Source organism: Campylobacter massiliensis (genome assembly GCF_014253065.1).
GTDB classification, from domain to species: Bacteria; Campylobacterota; Campylobacteria; order Campylobacterales; family Campylobacteraceae; genus Campylobacter_A; species Campylobacter_A massiliensis.
Genome location: NZ_JACLZK010000001.1, coordinates 39,356 through 60,397 on the forward strand (window position 1 = coordinate 39,356; position 21,042 = coordinate 60,397).

A 21,042-nucleotide genomic window follows, 5' to 3' on the forward strand; every position below is an offset into this window, starting at 1 on the left:
AGCTAAAAAGCGGCTAAATTTACATGACAGGCGTCGTTGCGTTATCAAACGGCGCACGAGCCGAAGTTTTGGCGTTTTGCGCGGGACGGACTCGGTAAATTTGCCGTCCGTAAAAGTCCGCTAAACGCCTAAAATTTGCTTTATCTCCGCCTCGTTTGTTAGCTTGGAGTTGTATTTTACAACGAGATTTTGCGCGTTTTTATAGCACTCCACAACGCCTTTTTGCTTTTCGATCTCGGCTAGGTCGGCATCCGTGTCAGACGGCAGATAGATATTTTTAAAGATATTTGGATTATCTAGCCATTTTAGCGCGATCAGCCACACGATACAAAGCACCGTCACAACGGCGGAAAGCGCGCTAAGTCCGTAAAATTTAAGCAAAGTACCGCCGCCGATACCGCCGATAAAGCTTCCCATGTAGCCAAAGGCGTTAAAGATGCCCAAAACCGCGCCTTTTTGGCTTACTTTACTAAATTTGGACGCCATGGATTGCAGGATCGGTTCGTGCAGGTTAAAGCCGATAAAAAATATAATCACGCCCGCGTAAAATAGCGGCTTGTGCCCGAGCGAGAGTGCGAAAAGTCCGTAGCAAACGACGAAAAGCGAGACGCCGATAACTAAAATTTGCTTTGTGATTCGCTTTGTTTCGCCGATCGCGCCGCCGATACCCATCGCGATAAAGCCAAACACCGTCGCGACCGAGTAGATGCCGCTGAGGTCCTTTTTGTCCATGCCAAAATACTTCACTATAGCGATCGGAATCACGATAAAGGCCGCCGACATCAGCATTTTTTGCATGAAGTTGCTGATGTTCATGAGTAGTAAATTTCTGTTTGAGAGTAGCTTTACGGCCGGCATTTTGGCCTGCGAGTGCGTAAATTTAGGCTCCTCGCCCACGGCCGTGTATAAAAGCATGATACAAACGACCGTAACTGCGATCGAGAGGTAAAAGAGGCTTGAAAGGCCGTATTTGGCGCTAAGTATCGGCGAGAGTATCATAGAAAGCGTAAAGCTAATGCCGATAAACGCGCCCATCATCGCCATCGCGTGCCCGCGCACCTCCTCCTTGGTCATGTCGCTCATCAGCGCGATCGCCACGGCTCCTATCGCGCCCGCACCCTGGATAAATCTACCAAAAATCATCGTGTAGATATCAGTCGCCACCGCGCAGATCGCAGCTCCAACGATAAAGACGAGCAGGCCTATTAGCATAGAGTTTTTGCGCCCGAAGCGGTCTGAGACGTAGCCGAAAACCACCTGAAACGTGATCTGCGACATCGCGTAAACGCCGATGAGAACGCCGACTAAAAACTCGGTCGCCCCCTCAAGCTCGAGCGCGTAGACGCTGATAACTGGCAAAATGATAAAGAGTCCAAAAAACCTGCTGCCGATGATAAAAGATAAAGGTAAAGCGCTTTTTACTATCATAAATTTTCCTTTTTAAAGGAGTGATTTTACCCGAATTTTGATAATACGTAAATTAAAGTCGAATTTGATAAAATGTGAGCGGTAAATTTAAAAAATCGGCAAAGTTATCTTGCGATGAATTTAAATGTTGCGACGAAATTTTCGACCGAAGATAGAACATATAGTTCATCGAGGGAGAAAATTTCTAGCTCATTTAAAGGCGCGCAAGAGAAGCCGAAAAAGGAAAAATTTTGAAAATAGTTTTAGCAACATCCAACTCCGACAAAGTGCGCGAAATAAAAGATTTTTTAAAAGATTACGAAATTTACGCACTGCGCGAAATTTGCGAGCCCTTTGAGATCGTCGAGGACGGAGCGACGTTCGCCGCAAACGCGCTAATAAAAGCTCGCGCGGTGCATGCTAAACTGCGCGAGCTAAATTTGGCGGACGAGTTTATCGCGCTAAGCGACGATAGTGGCATCAGCGTGGACGCTCTTGGCGGCAGGCCTGGGATTTACTCCGCGAGATTTAGCGATATGAACGAGCACGGGCAGATAACGGGCAAAAGCGCGACCGATGCTAGTAACCGCGCAAAGCTGATCTCGGAGCTAAAAGCGCTAAATTTGACTAGCTCGCCTGCTTTTTACACCGCTTGTATCGCGGTTAGCTCAAAGCTTGGCGACTTTACGGCGCACGGCTTTATGCACGGCACGGCGATTTGCCAGGAGCGCGGCAGCAACGGCTTTGGCTACGATAGCCTCTTTATCCCCAAAGGCTTTACGCACACGCTTGGCGAGCTAGACGACGCCACAAAGCTAAAAATCTCGCACCGCTCAAAGGGGCTTGAGCTTATAAAATACGTGTTAAAAAGCCTTGATAGAAAATTTGGGCGCTAGATTAAAGCGCGAAAGAGAAAGCAAATTTGCGCGGCAAAACCCGGCTAAATTTGCCGTCCTTTAACTCTAGCGCGCTATAATCGCGCAAATTTAAAATTTGAGACGAAGATGAATCTGGTTTTATTCGACTTTGACGGGACGATCACGCGCGACGATTCGCTGCTCGAGTTTATCGCCTACGTCGTGGGATTTAAGAAATTTTTTCGGGGTATTTTTTGGCTTTCGCCCGTTTTGATCGGCTATAAGCTAAAAATTTGCAGCAACAACTACGCTCGTAGGCGGCTGATGATGCACTTTTTCGCGGGTATGGGCGCGGATAAATTCGCTCAAATTTGCAAAAAATACTCAAACACGCACATCGAGGATATCGTGAAATTTTCCGCGATGGCAAAGATCGCCGAGTATAAGGCAAACGGCGACAAGGTCGTGATCGTGACGGCGTCGCTCGAGGACTGGCTAGCTCCGTGGTGCCAGGCGCAGGGGCTCGAGCTACTGGGTACTCGCATCAAGAAAAAGGGCGGCGTGATAACGGGCGAGATAGACGGTGCCAACTGCTACGGCGCAGAGAAAGTGCGCCGCGTGCGCGAGGCGTACGACACGGACGCCTTTGATCGCGTGATCGCATACGGCGACAGCAGGGGCGACAAGGAGATGCTGGAGTTTGCCGACGAGGCGCATTATAGGGTGTTTGAGTGAGCGGGGTCGCGACTGCGAAAACTGCGAGCTAGCCGTAAATCTAGAAGCATTAAATTTGAGCATTCGTGCGGCAAAATTTAGCTGTTAGCGCCTTTTGCGGCGCGGCAAATCGGCGCATAGGCTAAATTTGACACTCATAAAAGCTTTTTACCGCTAGGCTGTTTGGTTTAAGTTTGCCTGGCGCTTTTTAGCCAAACTCAAATTTGTTTACCTCTGCCGTAACGGTTCCAAATTTATGCGGCCCATATAAATTTAACCCGGCGCGCGTTTAAACTGGGCCAGTGCAAATAAAAATAACAAATTCTGCTCTACTTGTTTTAGCTTAAATTTAAGCCGATTTACGGTCTTTTCTTTGTGAAAATGCGCCACTCTTGCGGCTCAAATTTGAGCGTTAAATTTAGTGCCTACTCTCCGTCTGTGAAGTTTAAATTTTGCTCGCTTATTTTTTGGTAGAAATTTATCATCAGCATATAAGCTTCTTCCATATTAAAATCTGAAAACTTCTTAAGTTCTCCATTTATGTATTGCGGAGGTCTTTCTTTGATGTAGTCTCTTTTTCCGGCGGCCAACACTCCTCTGTCCGGTATATTTATTAGTTTATGGAATTCCATATACTTTCCAAAATTTTCTACATATTTTTGATCCGAAATATTGTTTTCGTCGTCGATTTCAATGAGTAACAATCGTTTGTGTGCCAACAATACGCCAAGTATGTATTTGCCGTCTTTGTATTTGGCTATAGACGGAGCAAAAAAGGAATCTTTGCTTTTATAAATAGTCGATTTTTTTATGAGTTCGCCGCGGCTATTTAGCTTTATGATATCGGCGGTATCTGTTCCTTCTTTGTCTTCAGAAGCAAGCAATATCAAGAGTGAGCCGTCGTCTCCTTCGATCATATCTTTAAAATATCCATTCGCTTCCATTTTAGTTTCAAATATAAGCTTACCGTCAGGATTAAATTTATAAATATCAAAGCCTTCTACCACTAAGATAAAATTTCCATCGCTAGTTTTTAGTATCTTTATAAACCCGTCTTTGGGTGCTTTTATAGTTTTTACATCGGCTGGTTTATCGGGGCCGTTGTATCTATACTCGTGATAAAAAGTATCAGGCAAATGCGAAACGTCAAATTTTTTCTTCCAGATTACTTTTTCGTTTTTATCCATTCTATATAAGGTATTTTTATAGTCGCACGCTATAAATTCGTCGTTATCTAACGGCGTCACTTGTTTTAAGGTGTGAGAAAATTTGCTTATGATTTTATGTGTATTCATATCCACGGCGTAGGTTATTTCTTCGTTTCCTATTATGTAGTAGGTTTCCATCTGGGCTGCTATTAGATTTGCTATTCCGCTATAGCTTTTATCGACTATTTTTCTCCAAATTTCTCGTCCGCTTTTATCTACTTTCATAAAAAGATCCGGTTCTCTGGCGCTATCATATTCTCCGGCTAGTATATATCCGTCGTCCGTGGCTTCTATCATGCTAACGTTGCCAAAGCCGTTTTGCGAAAACGGCAGATCCCAAACAGGCTTTGATTTATCTATATTTTTGCTTGAATCCTCTAATTCTTTTATATCTATCTGCGTTTTTGTCGCCTCTTTTTGTATGGTTTGAGCATCGTTTCTAATCACTCCCACAATCCCATCGTAAGCAAAAGATATAATCATATGGCGCTCGTCGGGATGCAGGGCTAAATTTGTTTTCTTTGCTTCGGGCATATAGTAGCTTCTTAGGCGTTCGGGCTCAAAATTACTAGAGATATCCATGATATCGATACTAGGCAAAACAGTATCGTCTTGCCCGTCTCTACTTCTGGATATGTATGCTATTTTACTGTCGTTATCGATGTCGAAAGTATAAATTCTATTACTAGTGGTATAGTTTTTTAGATGCTCTATATTGCTTATATTGCTGATGCCGTATACTTTAAAATTATAAAGCTCGTTTGCGTATAGATATTTTTTGTCTGGAGAAATTTGCAAATTTATAGCAACTTTAAAGTTCTCTCGTTTATAAACCTCTTTTATGCTTTTCGGATCACTTACGTCAAGCACATGAAGACCCGCAAAATCGGACATAAAAACGTATTTGTCCGAGTATATCGCTACATCGCCTTTTTCTATTGGATTAAAAGTTTCCATACTTATAAACTCGCCTATCTTTTTTATATTATTGGATGAAATATCTAGGACAACCATGCCGTTTTTAGCTTTTACGTAGGCTAATTTGTTGTTTGAACTTAATTTTATTTTAGAGTAGCCTTTGACTTCAAATTTGGTTGCTATCTTTATTTTTTTAGGATCCGTAACATCAAGACGTAAAATACCTAAATTCGGACTTGCTACGTACAGACTTTTACCGTCGTTTGACTCAACTGCCTGGATACTTTCTACGCTATATTTGGCCTCTGGAAAATAAAAAAGTCCGAGTAGCTTTATGCGGTCTAAATTTGATATGTCTATCACGCTTATGCCGTCTCTGTCGTGCCCGATAGTATAGAGTCTTTTTTTGTCGCGAGATATCAACATATCGCGCACTTCAAACGGAATTTGAACGGAGTTATTTATAATATCTTTTTTATATATCGTTATGTCGCCTTTATATGCCGATTTGTCTCTATTTTGTGAAATTTGAGCCTTTTGTACCGGCGGCTGCGGGCGAGCGACGGTGAAATTTTGCGCTAAGCTTTCAGGCTCCTTGTCTGCATATTTTAGGTATAGAAAAACAAAGGGCAAAATTACGATCAAGACGGTAAGATAGATCGTAAATTGCCGCTTTTTCTTTATGTTCGGATCGATCATCTAAGTCTCACAAGTCCATGGAAAAAGAAGTTTTAAACTCTTGCGCTTTTTGCGACTCTTGGATTTTGTTTTCGAGCTTGGCCGTTACCTCTTTTAGCGCCGTTACTTCGGTTTTGATTTTTTCTACGGCCTTAGTTTTAAAGGCATTTATCTTACCCATGGCCTCTTCTATCTGGCTAAAAGCTTGCTTTAGCGTCTCTATATCAAGTGTCGCATCGCCCGACATCTTGTAGATCTCACTTGCTTGCGTGTTTAGTCTTTGCGCGTTGGCTAAAATCATATCGTTTGCGAATTTTTTGGTTTTTTCGGCCGTTTCTAACGCGTTTTTTTGATTTTGTAGCGTTATAGCCATCGCGATACCGATCTCTACGGCTCTTTTGGTTACGGCTTTTACGTTTGAGATATTATCTATTAGCTCCCAGTTTGTGTTTATGATGAGGTCGCTTGATAAAAATCCCTGCTGCGTAACGGCTAAAATTTCATATATGCTTCTGATTTTTTTATTTAAATTTAGCAAGACGTTATTTTCGTAAAATTCTCTCTCCTTGGCGTCTAGTTTGGAGATATTTTGCTCGATAGATCTTACTATTTTTTCAAATACTACGGCTTTTCGTTGCAAACTTACGGCTTTTTGTTTGTAGTATTGTTTTTCTTCTTGTAAAAGAGCGTTGTCTTCTCTTAAAATTTTCTCGCCGTCTTCGATGTGCGAAAGAGTATCTTTTATCACTTCTTTAGCGCTTTGAAATTTCTTTAAATATCTGTTTATTGGCTTTGCAACAAAGGGAAAGAGAGCTAAAACGCCTTTTTTATCAAAGTCGAATTTGTGCGGATTTATCTGCTCTAGCTCCTCGTTTAGAGCGATTATGGAGCGGCTTAAATTTTGCGTTTGCTCGTCTTTTATGTCGTCTAGTTTTGCAAATTTCCCCATCAAGAGCGACGAAGAGCTCTCTAGACTTTGCGCGTCTTCGATCGTGACGCTTTCTAAAATTTCTCTTATCTGCGCACTATCCTTATCTGATAAAAAAGCTAAAAGCTCTGCCGCTTTTTGAGAAATTTTTTCCTCGTCTTCTTTGCTAAAATCATCTTTAAAGATCAAATTTTGCATGCTTTTTTCGCTATCTTGCGCATCCTCTTTTATGTAGTCTATTAGTATCTCTTGGCCTGTTTTTTCCACTGTTTTCTCCTTATTTTTTGTTGATATTTTTTAATACGACCAACATACGTTCAAGTTCGTTTTGTATTGACGCGATCTCTTTGTCGTTTTGGTTTTTTGACGCAAGTTCGTTTATGTAGCTATCTAGATACTCTAAAAGCGTTGCGTTTCTAGCCTCGTATATTTGCGTTCTTTTTGCGATTTGCTCTTTTTTTGATTCGCCCGTCACCGCACCAAGCCCTGCGTTTAGGCTTTTTATGATACTTAAATTTTCGATGTATAAAAATAGCGTTTTGTTTATCAGGCTTAAAATTTTAACCGAAACTAGGCTTTGTTCGGAAAATATTTTTCTAGCAAAAACCCGCACGGCTTCTATCTTTTTAAAGATATTTTCTCTATCGCTCAGGCTAAAATCAGAAATGACCCTAGCCTCTAAAAGCGTAAATTTTTCCTTTTCTCTTTCAAATTTATAGGTAGGTAGGGTCTTTGTGTAGCTAAGATAAAAGGCCAAAAACCAAAACGCGCTAAGAAAAAATAGTACGATAAAAATGTCCGTTTTAAAAGGCGACCATTTTAAAAACAAAACCGCTAATATAAAGCTATATAAGGCACCAAAAACCGGAAAAAACGAATAGAAAAAGTAGGGCTTTTTTCTAAAAAAATATATTATTTGTTCATTCAAGATGGCTGCTTTTTGTTAAATTTTAGATGCCGATTATATCAAAAATTAGTTCAAAAATTACTTTTTGTTTATTGTCTAGTTACGAATTTTTAAACTCTAAAAAACGCTGAATGTAATCAAGATGCGTGCTATGCGCGTCAAGTCTAATAAAATTTGCCCAAGTAAATTTTACGCCGCACAAAGTAAGAAGGTAGAAATTTCACCGTATTTTTATCCTTGAGCACAGGCGCACCGAATAACAATATTTAATGTCCGCGGCGCCAAGTAAAACGCCAAAAGATCAAACAAAGCGGTAAAATTTTACCTAAAATTTGAAAACTTACCGCTCAAAAAATTAATTTTGCGGTGTATAAATTTGATCGTCTAGTCGCATTTGCTCGGCGTTGTGCGCCCGCAACCGCAAACGCCACAACTCAAATTTGACCCCAAATTTAAACCATTTTCAGCACTTCGACTATCTCGCCCTTTGCGATAAATTCGGTCTCTTTTGGGATGATTAAAAGCGCGGCGCCCCCTGTTAGGTTATTTACGATCGCCGAGCTGCCCAGTTTCTTGCCGTCTAAATTCACGTAAATTTTACCGTCTCGATTTTCTAAATTTACCGCCGTAAACTCCAAAAACGGCGAGCGCTTTTTGTAATCCTCGTCCATGATTGCCGTGATTTTGGGCTCGCTAACGCCAAACCACGCGTTTAGCAGCACGCGCACGTAGAGCACGCACATCACCATCGCCGAGTACGGAAAGCCCGGCAGCGCAAAAATGTACTTTTCGCCCGCTTTTGCGACCTTGATGTGGCGGCCGGGTTTGATCGCGGCGCCGTCTATTATGATGTCGAAATTTTCACCCAGCGCGCCCTTGACGAAGTCGTAGTCGCCCATGCTGATGCCGCCAGTGGTGACGAGTACGTCGGCTGATTTTAGCGCGCGGACGATGGCGTCTTTTACGAGTTCGGCGCGATCGCGAACTATCTCGCACAGCACGGGTTCGCCGCCCATTTTGCGCACCATGGCTGCGATACCTACGTGGTTTGAGCTGTGAATCTGCGCGGCGTTTTCTAGCGGCTCTCCGAGGTCTTTTATCTCGCTTCCAGTCGCCAGCACCGCGACTCTAGGCCGCACGAATACGCTAACGTTAAAGATCCCAAGCTCGGCTAGCAGCGCAGTCTCGGCGTAGCCTATCGTCGCGCCTTTTTTGATTAGGATTTCGCCTTTTTTGTAGCTTTCGCCGACTTCGCGCACGGCAAAGCCCTTCGGCACAGGCTTTTTGATGAGGATCTTGCCGCCTGAGACCTCGACGTTTTCGACAGGGATTAGTGTGTCTGTGCCCTCGCTCATTAGCGAGCCGGTGAATGTTTTAACGCATTTTACGCCTTCTACTTTTAGCCCTTTGTCGCTACCTGCTGGTAGGTCGGTGATGAGATCTAGCTCGCTTAGGCCCTCTTGCCACGCAAAAGCGTAGCCGTCCATCGCCGAGACGGGACGCTCCGGGTAGTTGTCCTGCGCCGCGATATCTACGGCGATACGTCGATCAAGTGCTTGCGTGAGCGTGACCTTTTCTACGCGGTCCCACGGAGCCAGCGTAGAGCGTAAAATTTCAAGAGAGGATGCGTAACTCATAAATTCTTTCATTTTTTATCCTTTTTTGATTCCCCGGCTCGGTTGGATTTTAAAAGTAGTTTTCGGCTAGAATACTCGGGTCACGGACGACCAGTCCGCTCCCGTCGTATCCGCCAAAAACTATTTAAACTACACACAATCCGTCTGGAATATTTCTGCCGATTTTACTAAATTTAATCGTAAATTATGCTAATAAAGCACAGAAGTTTATTGTTAAGCCTGTAAAAAGCGTACAAATTTAGTTATAATAGCTCTTAAATTTAAGCAAAGGACAAGCTTTGAATCAAATCGCTAAAACGCCCCAAGACGTCGTCGCCTTACTCATAGAAAAAAGGAAAGAATTTACCGATCCCAAAGAATTTATCGTATCGTTTGGTAAGGATGAATTAGGCGAGTTTGAAAAGCTAAACGGCGATATGGATATGAAGGTCGGAGATTTGCTTAGCATGAGCCAAAGCGTAGGAAGCTCGGTCGGCGAGTCGCTAAAATCGGTCAAAAAGTACTCCGCCGAGCTCATAAAAGCAAGCGATAAGATAAAAGAGAGTGGACTGGGCGCGAAATTTATAAATTTCTTGCTCGGCAAAGACCTAGCCGCCGAGCTGGCTAGCAAATATCAAAGCGTGTCAAGCTTGTTTGAAGAAATCACGGCAAATTTAAAGCACTCGATAAACGTTTTAGAAGCTAGAAACGCCGAAATCTCCGAGAAACAAAAGGAGCTCTCGCTCATCATCGAAAGCCTAAAAGGCAAGATAGAAATTTTAAGCAAAACAGACGAGCTCATCGAAAATTTAGCGGCAAATCAAACGGACGAAGAGCAGAAAAAATTTCTCCTCGAAGAGGCGCTATTTTACATCCGTATGCATCTGCAAAATTTGCAACAAGTGCTAGTCGTGATGCAGCAAAGCCTCGCAAACTACGCCACTATCAAGCACAATAATTCGCTTTTAAGTTTCGCCACGCAAAACACGATCACAACTAGCATCACCGCGCTAAAAACCAACGTCTACATCGCAAGCGCAGCGCAGGAAGGCAAAAAGCAGCTAAAAGCGGTTTCTGAAATGGACAAGCTAGCTACCGACGTCATCCTAAAAAACGCACAGGACGTAAACGACACGGCGACAGAAGTGACGGCAAAGGTCGCGGGCGGCGCGCTAGATAACGAGAGCCTCGAAAAAGCGATAAATTTGATGATAGATTCGCTAGATAAGATAGAAAATTTCAAAAACGAGGCGCTGCCGAAGATGAAAGAAAATATCGCCAAAATCGCGCAGATGAGCAAGGCGCTGGAAAGTAAGGTAAATAAGCTCGAAAAGATCGAGCAAAGCGACATATATAGTATCGAGTAGGGCGGCGAGAAGGTCAAATTTGACTCGCGTTTTGGTAGATTTGATCTAAAGCGCGGTCGGCTCTCGGGCTAAATTTGAGCGTAAAACGGTAAAATTTCGCTCAAATTTAACTTTGCTTTGCGGCTCTTGCGATAGCAAATTTACGCTCGGCGGATAAATCCTCGTTCAAATTTAAGCTGTAGCAGTCAAATTTGACTTTGCAAGAGGGTAAATTTAAAAACAAAAAAGGTAAAAGATGGATCAATTTTTAACGCTTCTTGGTAACAATCTCATATTTTCCGTTCCGCTGGTTATTGTTGTAGTTTTTGCCTTGCTTGAGATTATTTTGATGATGACCGGATTTTCAGCGCTTGAGCCGTTAAACGGGCTATTTGACGGAGCGGACGGTATAGATGTGCCCGGCGCCGAGTTGTTAGCTTGGGCAAATAAAGGCGGCGTGCCGAGTACGATTTTTTATGGGATTTTGCTTATGAGCTTCGGGGCGTGCGGGCTTTTTATCGTTAGCGTTTTTTATGGATTTGCGGCGCCTGCGTGGTATATGAGCGCAGCTATCGCCGCAGTTTCGTTTTTTATCGCTTTGACTTGGACTAGATGGGTTAGTCTGCTCGCGGCAAAATACCTACCTCAAGTGCAAAGCGCTGCGTTTAGTAAAAAAGAGCTTCTTGGCTGCGAATGCGAAGTCAAGGACTATAAAATAACCAAAGAGCAAGGCGGCGACGTTAAGGTTGCGGATAAAAACGGAAAAGAACGTTTCGTTTTTGCACGAGCTGCCGATGAAAAAGAGCTTGTAAAAGGCGATATCGCGCTTATAGTTAGAGTCGAAAAAAATAACTTTTACATCAAGAAAAAACAGTAAATTTAATCTAAGGAGAATAGTATGAACATTGACGCAATGACTTCTTTGGCCGTATTTGTCGGCATAGGACTCTTTTCTATCATTATCTTGGGTATCGTCTTTTCAAGACTTTACCGAAAGACGACAAAGGAGCTTACATTTGTACGAACGGGATTTGGCGGCGAAAAGGTCGTCGTAGACGGCGGCGCACTGATACTGCCTATACTGCATGATTATATCGACATAAATATGCAGTCGATGAAGGTCACGGTAGCTCGCTCTAAAAGCGATAGCTTCATAACCAAAGATAGAATGCGCGTAGATATCACGGCTGATTTTTACATCAGAGTGGGCGAGGATAGAGAGTCTATTTCGCGCGCGGCGCAGACTCTTGGTAAAAAGACGGTCGATCTAAGGGAGTTAACCGGGCTTATCGAAGGTAAGCTAATCGCCACGCTTCGTTCGGTAGCAAGCTCGATGGAGATGAAGGAGCTACACGAAAAAAGGGATGAATTTAGTTCGCAGGTAAAAAACGCTATCGAAGCCGACCTATCTAAAAACGGCCTTCAGCTAGAGTCGGTTTCGCTTACTTCGCTAGATCAAACGGCTAAAGAGTTTTTTAACGAAAACAACGCTTTTGACGCAGAAGGTTTAACTAGCCTAACGCAAACTATCGAAGAGCGCAAAAAGCTACGAAACGATATCGAACGCTCTACCGAGGTGCAAATCGCGCAAAAAAACTACGAAACGCAGTCGGAGAAATTTGAAATCCAAAGAAAAGAAGCCGAGGCTGAAGCGACGCAACAAACCAAGATAGCAAATTTTCAAGCCGAGCAAGAAGCGCTAAGAGCAAAAGAAGCCGAAAGTAGGCGAAAAGAGGCCGAAGAAGCCAAGATCGTCGCAAACAAAGCTATCGAAGAAGCTCAGATAAACAAAGCGCGCGCCATCGAAACCGTCGAGATAGAAAAGGCTAGGGCTATCAGGGAAGCCGAGATCAACAAAGAAAAAGCCGTCGAGCTCGCAAATCAGAGCAAAAACATAGAAATCGCCAAAAAAGTCGAGGAAGAGGCCGCCGCTAAAACGCTAGCCAACGAAAAAAAGGCGCTAGAAGCCGCATCTTTTGAAAAGATCAAAACATCGTCCGAGACTGAGCAGGCCGAGCGCGTTAAAAAACTAGCACTAATTGAAGCGCAAAAAGAGGCCGAGCAACTCTCTATCGAAAAAACGGTTGCCGCAAAAGCTGAAAAAGAAGCCGAAGAAAACCTAGCTGAAGCTGCCAAAATCAAAGCTATGGGTGCAAGCGAAGCGCTAAAGATCAAGGCTACTGCAGAAGCCGAAGCCATAAAGATAACGGCTGAAGCCAACAGGCTAAACTATGAGGTCGAGGCTAAGGGTAAAACTGAGATAAATAATGCAGAAAATATCGTCTCAGCGGCGATTTTAGAAAATAGATTTAAGCTTGCTTTGATAGAGTTTATGCCACAAATCATCGCCCAGGTCGTAAAACCCGTAGAGAAAATCGACTCTATCAAAATCGTGCAAATGGCGGGCCTTGGCGGTGCAAATCAGGGCGGTGCCGGTTCAAGTACTAGCAGCGGCGTTAGCAACGCGGGCGCATCGCTATCCGATCAAATCGTAAACGCGTCTTTAAACTATAAAGTAAACGCGCCTATAATCGATGATTTAATGAAGCAAGTAGGCATCGACCTAAACGGCGGGATACAAAATATCGCTTCGCCATTGCTAAGCAGTTTCGAAAAACCTAAAGACGCGTCGGATTTTAGCACAAAAGATACCGAGAAATATAACGTCGCAAGCGAACAAAAAGACGGTAAGAAAAAGTAAATTTGGCCGTAAATTCGATTAAGGCTATGTAAAGGGACGGCGAAATCGGGATAAAGCCGATTAAATTTAGCCGCCCTTTTTTATAATCAGAGCAGAAATAGCATATCGCGATCGTTTTTTATATCTTTATCTGGCGGCACAAATTTGACGCCTGCGAATTTTAAATACTCTTGATATTTTCACAAATTTGACCGTTTGAGTTCAATTTTATATGTTCCTTCAAATTTGATTAAATATAAATCAAAATTTATTAATTTTTTATTTTAACATCAGTAAAATACAGCCTAAGAAATCGGGTCGATTTTACCTTTTCAAAGGACACTTCATGAATTTATCAAATTCAAAATGGTTTATCGTTTCAGGTGCGGCGCTCGGCGCTTTAGGCGCACTGCTCGTGTATTTTGGCAACCCAGGCAACATGGGCGTTTGCGCGGCTTGCTTTTTGCGCGATACGGCGGGCGCGCTGGGCTTTCACCGCACAGGAGTCGTGCAGTACGTGCGCCCGGAGATCATCGGGCTCATTTTGGGCGGCTTCTTAGCTAGCGTGCTTTGGACGAAGGAGTTTAGCGCGACCACGGGCTCGTCGCCTTTCGTGCGCTTTTTTCTCGGATTTTTTGCGATGATCGGCTGCCTCGTGTTTTTGGGCTGCCCGTGGAGAGCGTTTTTGCGTCTTGGTGGCGGCGATATGACCGCGGTTGCTGGAGTCGTCGGTATTTTTGCGGGCGTGTGTGCGGGCGTATTTTTCAAAAAGCTCGGCTACGGCCTCACGCACGAGACTAAAACTCAGGCCGCGATAGGCGTTTTGCCGACGGTTATTGGTATTTTGCTGCTTGCGGCGCTGGCTTTAGGACTAAAGCTTGGCGAAAACGGCGCGCTTTTTACCTCCGCAAAGGGCCCTGGCTCCATGCACGCTCCGATCCTGATCTCGCTTGGATTTAGCGTCGTCGTGGGCGCGCTAATGCACAAAAGCAAATTTTGTAGCGTCGGAGCGTTTGGCAGGCTTTTTAAAGGGGATTTCTCGATGTTTACGGGCATTATCAGTATCGTCGTTTTTGCCAGCATCGTAAATTTGGCGCTCGGGCAGTATAAATTTGGCTTCGAGGGCCAGCCTATCGCGCACAACGACGTGGTTTGGAACTTCCTTAGCATGACGCTAGCTGGGCTTTGCTTTAGCCTTAGCGAAGGCTGCCCAGGCAAGCATCTCGTGCAAATGGGTACGGGCAATCTAAGCTCGGTAATCTTTGTCATCGGTATGGCGGCTGGCGCGGCCGTAGCGCATAACTTCTTGCTCGCTAGCTCTCCGAGCGCCATAACGGCGGCGGCTCCGTGGGCGGTGACGGTGGGGTTTGTTTTTGCGGTTTATGTAGGATTTTTTCACAAAAAAGCCGCTTGATTCCCCATAAATGACGGATTTCAAGCTTTAAAATTTTAAACCCGTTTCGGTTAGGTATTGCATATACGCGCCCTAACGGGTTAAAATTTTAAAGTTAAACTACGCCTATTCTGTCTAGAATATTTGCTTCATATCTTGCCAAATTTGACATTTTCGCGGTACGGGTCTCGGTGGGTCAAATTTAGCTTAAATTTAAAATCAACCACAAGACAAAAATACGAATAAAATATTAAATTTTTGCAAGTTTCTCTATGTGACCAAAAGACAAAAACTAGGATAATATCGATTTTATAGATATTTAATGCGCCTCGGCGTAAAATAGATTTAAAATTTATTTTAGGGAAAAAGAAAATGAAAAAAGTAATTTTTTGTTTGGTTGCGGCGTATTCTTTGGTCTCTGCCGCTTCGTTTAACGAGGCGCAGATACGTGAATTTGAGCAAAAGTGCGAGGTTGGAGACGCTATTATATGCGGTAGCGTCGGGATATCGTACTATATGGGCGATAACGGTTTTACGAAAGATTACGAAAAAGCCGCGAAATTTTTTGCGAAAGCTTGCGACGGAAATAACTACAAAACCTGCTCGAATCTCGGTTTTATGTATTCTACCGGCCAAGGCGTCGTTATAGACCCTGATAAAGCCGCGGAGTTATACGTAAAGGCTTGCGAGGGCGGAGACGTTTTTGGTTGCCAAAACGTAGGAGCCATGTATTTTAAGGGCCAGGGTGTAAAAGCAGATGCCATAAAAGGGCTAGGCTATATAAAAATAGCTTGTGATAAAGGGCTTTGGGGTGCTTGCTCAAATTTTGCGCTTGCTAACGAGCTTATCGGTCAAAAAACCAAGTCGGAAGCATCTTTTAAAACAGCCGAAGAATACTTCAAAAAAGCATGCGATCTAGGTAAAAACGACCGCAGCGCGCAAGTCATTGAGGAGCAAAAGAAGATATGGCTACAAGCGTGCGAGAAATACGAGGCTCTAAAGTGATTTCAGGTTTGCAAATTGAGCTTAAAGGTAGTGGCAAAAGCGCATTTTGTCACTACCTGAGTGTCGTTTCAAACTAAAATTTAATCAAATTTACGAGTCTATATAAAACTAATAAAAAGCGGCGCTACGCTAGTAGTCCGGCGCCTTTGATCGCCTGGCTGCGCTCTTTTGCGTAGATGCGCTCGCCTCCCACGACGTCGTATTTCCAGATCGGCGCGTTAGCCTTAAAGTCCTCTACAAACTCGTTTATTAGCTGCAAGGCGACCTTTCTTTGCGGGCTAATGACGCCTGCGACGTAGGAGCTCTCGTGCACCGGCACGTCGCCTCGTGAATGCGCAAAAAGCACGTATGCGTCCAGATCCTTCGCCTTTTGCTCCCAGTCAGTTAGCCATTTGCGCAGGATCGGCTCGTAGATGTCAAAGCTAAGCGCGCTTATGCCGCCTTCCTCGCGCACGATGCCCGTAAACGTGATGAGCGCGCCGCAGTTTTTGTCTTTAAACTCGTCGTACCAGGCGTTTGTGATCGCCTTGGCGTCTAGGCTTCCTTCAAAAATCTGCATCTCAGCCTCCGCAAACCGGCGGTAAAATGGAAATTTTATCACCGTCTTTTAGCGGCGCGTCAAGAGAGCTCGCGATCTCGTCGTTTACGGCGACGGCGCAGATTTTTAGCCACTCGCCGAGCTGCGCGTATTCGCCTAGTTTTTCTTTTACTTCGCTTAAATTTGCCGCTTCTAGCTTTAAATTATGCATCTTTATCGGGCCCAAAAACTCGATTTCTACCATAAATTCGCCTTTGAAATTAAATTTTTTTCTTGATTTTACTTAAAAAAATATTTAGATATACTTACGTCAAATTTTAAACGAAAGAGCCGTAATGAACGAAATATTAAGCAAAATAAAAACGCCCGCCTACGTCTGTGAAGAGGCCAAAGTGCGCAAAAATCTCGAAATTTTAAAACGCGTCAAGGATGAAAGCGGCGCGAAGGTGCTAGTCGCCCTAAAAGGCTTTGCATTTAGCGGCGTGATGGGGCTTGTCGGCGAATATCTAGACGGCGCGACATGCAGCGGCCTACACGAGGCTAAATTTGCCGCAAAATACGCTCGAGGCGAGATACACACGTATTCTCCCGCTTTTAAAGACGAGGACATAGATGAGGTGCTAGCGCTCTCAAAACACGTGGTCTTTAACTCCTTTGCGCAGTGGGCTAAATTTAAGCAAAAAGCCCTAGTCGCGGGCGTTACCTGCGGCCTTCGCGTAAATCCGGAGCTCTCCGTCGCGCCGACTGACGCTTATAACCCGTGCGGTCGCTATAGCCGCCTAGGCATCACTCGCGCAAATTTTGACGCAGACGCGCTTGAGGGTATCACGGGACTGCATTTTCACGCGCTTTGCGAGGAGAGCGCGCAGAGTCTGGAGACCGTGCTAATGGCGTTTGAGGAGAAATTCGGCGAGTTTATCCCACACATGAAGTGGGTAAATTTCGGCGGCGGACATCACGTGACAAAAGAGGGCTACGACGTGGATCTGCTCATAAATTTGATCAAAAACTTCCGCGCAAAATACGGCGTCGAGGTCTATATAGAGCCCGGCGAAGCGGTGGGCTGGCAGACGGGATTTTTAGCTGCTTCGGTGCTTGATTTCGTGCAAAACGAAAAAACTATAGCCATCCTAGACGTCTCAGCCGAGGCGCATATGCCAGACACGGTGCTGATGCCGTACCGACCGGCGGTGCGAGGCGAGAGCAAGGGCGGTAAATTTATCTACCGCTTCGGCGGAAATACCTGTCTAGCAGGCGATATCGTGGGACTTGACGCGGGCGAGCCGGAGTATAAATTTGACGCGCCGCTAAGCGTGGGCGATAAGGTGATATTTGAGGATCAGATCCACTACACGATCGTGAAAAACACGACCTTTAACGGCATAAAGCTGCCTGATTTGCTGCTTTTAAAAGAAAACGGCGAGCTTGTAACCGTGCGGGAATTCGGCTTTGAAGAGTACGAGAGGCGAAACTAAATTTGACGCCAGGAACCGCGCCGTTTATGATGCAAATTTGACATTTTGAGGCGCCGTTTTTGGCGATAAATTTATCAAATTTTGCGGCGATCTTTTATTTGGCTTGCGCCTGGCGTGCGGGCTTGCTAAACCTGCACCTTTTTAGCGTCAAATTTAAAATTTGGATTATCGTTTGCCAAATTTGTCGCAAATTTAATCCCAAACGAAGTTAAATTTAAGATAAATAAAATCTAGCTTATATAAATGAATTAGTATAGCGGATTATAAATTTGACCCCGATTTTGATAAAAATGCGCCATAACCGCCTAAAAAAGCGGTGTTTCGGCGCTAAGCTTGCATTACGTTATTTTTTGATATAATTTCACGAAAATCCGCGAAAATTTAGCCTTTGGCTGGATGCCGACCACGACGAGCTTTTTAAGGCGGAAAACAAAACCAAAGGGAGATAGCATGACGAGAATTTTTAGTTTGCTTTCGGTTTTCGCCTGTTGGGCCTTCGCTATCGAGGCGAGTCCTAGCACGAACCAATACCAGAGCAATATCTGGGCTGCCGGTAGAATCGAAAACATTAAGCCTTACGAAGACGGTTTGGGGCCGATTTTCACGTTCATTCAGGGCAACGACTACTTCGCCATAGCGGCTTTGTCGCTTATTTTGGCTGTCATCGGCGCGTTCGTTCTGCACTTTTTGATCATCGGACCGAAACACTTCAGCCACGACGGCAAAAAAGTCTATGCATTTAATATGATAGAGCGCGTATCTCACGGTGCTGCGGCGATCGCATGGATAGTGCTCATACCGACCGGCGTCATCATGATGTGGGGCGCTGAGCTTGGCGGCGGCGCGTTTGTTAGATTTTGCAAAGACATCCACGGATTAGCTACTATTTTATTTGCCGTTTCGGTACCTCCGATGCTGATAGCTTGGACTGTGAGGATGCTGCCCGCGGTTTATGATATCAGATGGATGCTGATCGTCGGCGGATATCTCTCAAAGGTTAAACGTCCCGTACCTGCTGGCAAATTTAATGCCGGCCAAAAGGCGTGGTACTGGGTAGCGATCCCTGGCGGTATCGTGATGATATTAACCGGCGCAGCGATGTTTTTCCTTGACTTTAGAACCCCGGACGTTGCAACCTGGCTGGGTGTATCTCAGATCGAAGTTTTAAGAGCTTCTGCGCTAGTTCATAATGTTCTTGGTATCGTTTGCGCGGTATTTTTCCTAGTACACATCTACATGGCGGCTATCGCGATACACGGTGCTATCTGGTCGATGATAACGGGCTATAAAGAAGAAGAAGAGGTTTACGTACTTCACCACTACTGGTACCAAGAGCTCATCTCTAAAAACAAAATCCCGGTATCTGAATACGAAAAAACTTATCCAAAATTAAAATAATAAAAAAGGAGAAATTTTTCTCCTTTTTGCCTCAGAGGCGAGTTTGCAAGCCTCTTTTTTATACGAAATTTAAAATCTTTTAGATAAAATTCCCACTAGACTTCAGGTTGAAGAGTAATAAATTTAAGGAAAAATCATGCAAATCGATTGTAGAAATTTAGCTTGCCCTGAGCCGGTAATCAAGACCAAAAACGCGCTTGAAAGCTTAAAAAACGGCGAAAAGCTCGAGATTTTAGTAAATTCTATCGCCCCCAAAGAAAATATCAGCCGCTTTTTAAAAAACCAAAACGTCGAATTTAGCGTTGAACAAAACGGCGCCGAGACAAAAATCACCGCCGTTAAAGGCGAATCCAAACTTGAGCTAACGAATTTTGACGAATTCGTCTGCGAAATCACGCCAAAGACCAAAAAAACAGTCGTTTATCTAAATGAAGAATACGCCGGAAGCGGCGACGTGGGCGTTAGCTTGTTAGCTAAATTTTTAGGCGCGCTTTTGCAGGTGGAAAAACCGGAGTACGTCATTTGCGTAAATAACGCCGTCAAAATAACGACGAACCGCGCTCATCCGAGCTTTAAACCGCTTAAAGATTTAGAAGCTGCGGGCGTTAAAATTTTAAGCTGCGGCAGTTGCCTTGAGGCGTATAAGCTAGTAAGCGACCTAAGCGTCGGCGAGATGTCAAACGCCTACGAAGTCATGCAAATTTTAACTACGCACGAGCAAATCAAACTATGATTTATAACGACAAACGTCTCACGAAATTCGTCCGAGCGGCGGGTTGAGCAGCCAAGCTTGACCCGTCGGGTCTAAACAAAACTATCGGCGATTTAAATTTAGCTCACCCAAATTTGCTCTCAAACATCGGCACGAACGAGGATGCGAGCGTCTTTAAGATCACGGACGACATCGCGCTCGTGCAGACGTTAGACTTTATCACGCCGGTGGCGGACGATCCGTTTATATTTGGCCAGATAGCGGCCGCAAACAGCCTAAGCGACGTGTTTGCGATGGGCGGCAAGGTGCTAAACGCGCTAAATATCGTCGGTTTTGACAGTTGCAACCTAAGCGGCGAAATTTTGGGCGAAATTTTACGCGGCGGACGGGATAAAGTTGCCGAATGCGGCGGCGTGATTGTGGGCGGACACACGATCGAGACGCAACAGATGTATTACGGACTTAGCGTCACGGGCGTCGTTTCTCCAAAATCTTTTTGGTCAAACAATGCCGCGCGAGAGGGCGACGCGCTCATACTCACAAAGCCGCTGGGAACGGGCATTTTGAGCACGGCGATCAAGGCTGATTTGCTAAATTTGACCCAAATCGAGCAGGCCGTCGAGACGATGCGGCAGCTAAATTTCTATGCCGTGGACGCGCTAAAATGCATCAACGTAACGGCGGCGACCGACGTTACGGGATTTGGTTTTTTAGGGCATTTAAGCGAAATGCTAAACAAAAAAATCAGCTTTGAAATTTACGCCGATAACGTGCCCGTGATAGCAGCTGCGCGCGAGTTTGCCGATATGGGCATCATCCCCGAGGGTAGCTACAAAAACCGCGAATTTGCATGCAAATTCGTTGGCGGCGACGCTGATATCTTACTTTACGACGCGCAAACTTCCGGCGGATTACTGCTCGCAGTTCCGCAAAGCGAGGTAAATTTGGCTCTGTCTCGTCTAAAAGAGGCCGGTTACGAAAGTAGCGCGGTTGTGGGCATAGTTAAAAAACGCGGCGAATACGGCATAAATTTATGCTAGGCGGCTTTAAATTTAAGCTTACAAATTTGGCGTAAATTTGACGGCCGTAAATTTGGTCAAATTTGAGATGGTTTAAAATCAGCCAAGCGATAGGCAAAACAGCAAGCCTAATCAAATTTATTTGCATAAATCACTAAAACAGCCAAGTTTTCTAAATATAAATTTAGTCAAATTTTAGCTGCTAAAATCCGTAACAGCCAAAATCCTTAAAAATAAAATTTA

At 44.4% G+C, this 21,042-nt stretch carries 18 protein-coding genes; 11 read left to right on the forward strand and 7 right to left on the reverse strand.

Features of this window, described 5'->3' with window-relative positions:
• Positions 1-120: 120 nt before the first annotated feature.
• Positions 121-1,425 (reverse strand): MFS transporter, encoded by a 1,305-nt coding sequence (locus H7R39_RS00175; protein ID WP_185898461.1) that lies wholly within the window; start codon positions 1,423-1,425, stop codon positions 121-123.
• Positions 1,426-1,658: 233 nt separating this feature from the next.
• Between H7R39_RS00175 and H7R39_RS00180 the strand changes: the two genes are divergently transcribed.
• Positions 1,659-2,303, forward strand: coding sequence for a non-canonical purine NTP pyrophosphatase (locus H7R39_RS00180; RefSeq protein ID WP_185897446.1), 645 nt, complete (start codon positions 1,659-1,661; stop codon positions 2,301-2,303).
• A 108-nt stretch (positions 2,304-2,411) separates the two neighbouring features.
• Positions 2,412-2,999 carry an HAD-IB family hydrolase gene (locus H7R39_RS00185; RefSeq protein WP_185897447.1) on the forward strand — a complete coding sequence of 196 codons (588 nt, stop codon included), beginning with the start codon at positions 2,412-2,414 and terminating at the stop codon, positions 2,997-2,999.
• 404 nt (positions 3,000-3,403) lie between these two features.
• Here the strand turns inward: H7R39_RS00185 and H7R39_RS00190 are convergent, their stop codons facing one another.
• The 4 genes from H7R39_RS00190 to H7R39_RS00205 form a co-directional block, all read right to left on the reverse strand.
• Complete coding sequence (locus H7R39_RS00190; protein WP_185897448.1) at positions 3,404-5,803, reverse strand: LVIVD repeat-containing protein; 2,400 nt, start codon at positions 5,801-5,803, stop codon at positions 3,404-3,406.
• A gap of 7 nt (positions 5,804-5,810) precedes the next feature.
• Complete coding sequence (locus H7R39_RS00195) at positions 5,811-6,977, reverse strand: toxic anion resistance protein (RefSeq protein ID WP_185897449.1); 1,167 nt, start codon at positions 6,975-6,977, stop codon at positions 5,811-5,813.
• Between the two features lie 10 nt (positions 6,978-6,987).
• The gene (locus H7R39_RS00200; protein WP_185897450.1) at positions 6,988-7,638 is read right to left on the reverse strand and encodes a hypothetical protein; all 651 of its coding nucleotides are present in this window, start codon (positions 7,636-7,638) and stop codon (positions 6,988-6,990) included.
• Between the two features lie 431 nt (positions 7,639-8,069).
• Entirely contained in the window at positions 8,070-9,266 is a 1,197-nt protein-coding gene (locus H7R39_RS00205) for a molybdopterin molybdotransferase MoeA (protein ID WP_185897451.1), read from the reverse strand.
• Between the two features lie 266 nt (positions 9,267-9,532).
• Here H7R39_RS00205 and H7R39_RS00210 point away from each other — a divergent pair, with 266 nt between their 5' ends.
• From H7R39_RS00210 to H7R39_RS00230, 5 genes are all read left to right on the forward strand, one after another.
• Positions 9,533-10,600 (forward strand): toxic anion resistance protein, encoded by a 1,068-nt coding sequence (locus H7R39_RS00210; RefSeq protein ID WP_185897452.1) that lies wholly within the window; start codon positions 9,533-9,535, stop codon positions 10,598-10,600.
• A 235-nt stretch (positions 10,601-10,835) separates the two neighbouring features.
• Positions 10,836-11,456, forward strand: a complete 621-nt coding sequence (locus H7R39_RS00215; RefSeq protein WP_185897453.1) for an OB-fold-containig protein — start codon at positions 10,836-10,838, stop codon at positions 11,454-11,456.
• A gap of 21 nt (positions 11,457-11,477) precedes the next feature.
• Complete coding sequence (locus tag H7R39_RS00220) at positions 11,478-13,280, forward strand: flotillin family protein (protein WP_185897454.1); 1,803 nt, start codon at positions 11,478-11,480, stop codon at positions 13,278-13,280.
• A 325-nt stretch (positions 13,281-13,605) separates the two neighbouring features.
• Positions 13,606-14,673: a YedE family putative selenium transporter gene (gene yedE, locus H7R39_RS00225; RefSeq protein WP_185897455.1), complete on the forward strand. Its 1,068-nt coding sequence runs from the start codon at positions 13,606-13,608 to the stop codon at positions 14,671-14,673.
• A gap of 351 nt (positions 14,674-15,024) precedes the next feature.
• Positions 15,025-15,657, forward strand: coding sequence for a tetratricopeptide repeat protein (locus tag H7R39_RS00230; protein WP_185897456.1), 633 nt, complete (start codon positions 15,025-15,027; stop codon positions 15,655-15,657).
• A gap of 124 nt (positions 15,658-15,781) precedes the next feature.
• Here H7R39_RS00230 and H7R39_RS00235 read toward each other — a convergent pair whose 3' ends face one another.
• Together H7R39_RS00235 and H7R39_RS00240 are read right to left on the reverse strand one after the other, a co-directional pair.
• Entirely contained in the window at positions 15,782-16,216 is a 435-nt protein-coding gene (locus H7R39_RS00235; RefSeq protein WP_185897457.1) for a molybdopterin synthase catalytic subunit, read from the reverse strand.
• A 1-nt stretch (position 16,217) separates the two neighbouring features.
• Entirely contained in the window at positions 16,218-16,439 is a 222-nt protein-coding gene (locus H7R39_RS00240) for a MoaD/ThiS family protein (protein WP_122862513.1), read from the reverse strand.
• A 91-nt stretch (positions 16,440-16,530) separates the two neighbouring features.
• Between H7R39_RS00240 and nspC the strand changes: the two genes are divergently transcribed.
• The 4 genes from nspC (at position 16,531) to selD (ending at position 20,820) form a co-directional block, all read left to right on the forward strand.
• Positions 16,531-17,670 (forward strand): carboxynorspermidine decarboxylase, encoded by a 1,140-nt coding sequence (gene nspC, locus H7R39_RS00245; protein ID WP_185897458.1) that lies wholly within the window; start codon positions 16,531-16,533, stop codon positions 17,668-17,670.
• Between the two features lie 450 nt (positions 17,671-18,120).
• Positions 18,121-19,068: a formate dehydrogenase subunit gamma gene (locus H7R39_RS00250; protein WP_185897459.1), complete on the forward strand. Its 948-nt coding sequence runs from the start codon at positions 18,121-18,123 to the stop codon at positions 19,066-19,068.
• Positions 19,069-19,204: 136 nt separating this feature from the next.
• Positions 19,205-19,801 (forward strand): sulfurtransferase-like selenium metabolism protein YedF, encoded by a 597-nt coding sequence (yedF, locus tag H7R39_RS00255; RefSeq protein ID WP_185897460.1) that lies wholly within the window; start codon positions 19,205-19,207, stop codon positions 19,799-19,801.
• Positions 19,798-20,820: a selenide, water dikinase SelD gene (gene selD, locus H7R39_RS00260; RefSeq protein ID WP_221892055.1), complete on the forward strand. Its 1,023-nt coding sequence runs from the start codon at positions 19,798-19,800 to the stop codon at positions 20,818-20,820. The genes yedF and selD overlap by 4 nt, the downstream gene beginning before the upstream one ends.
• The last annotated feature ends 222 nt before the right edge of the window (positions 20,821-21,042 follow it).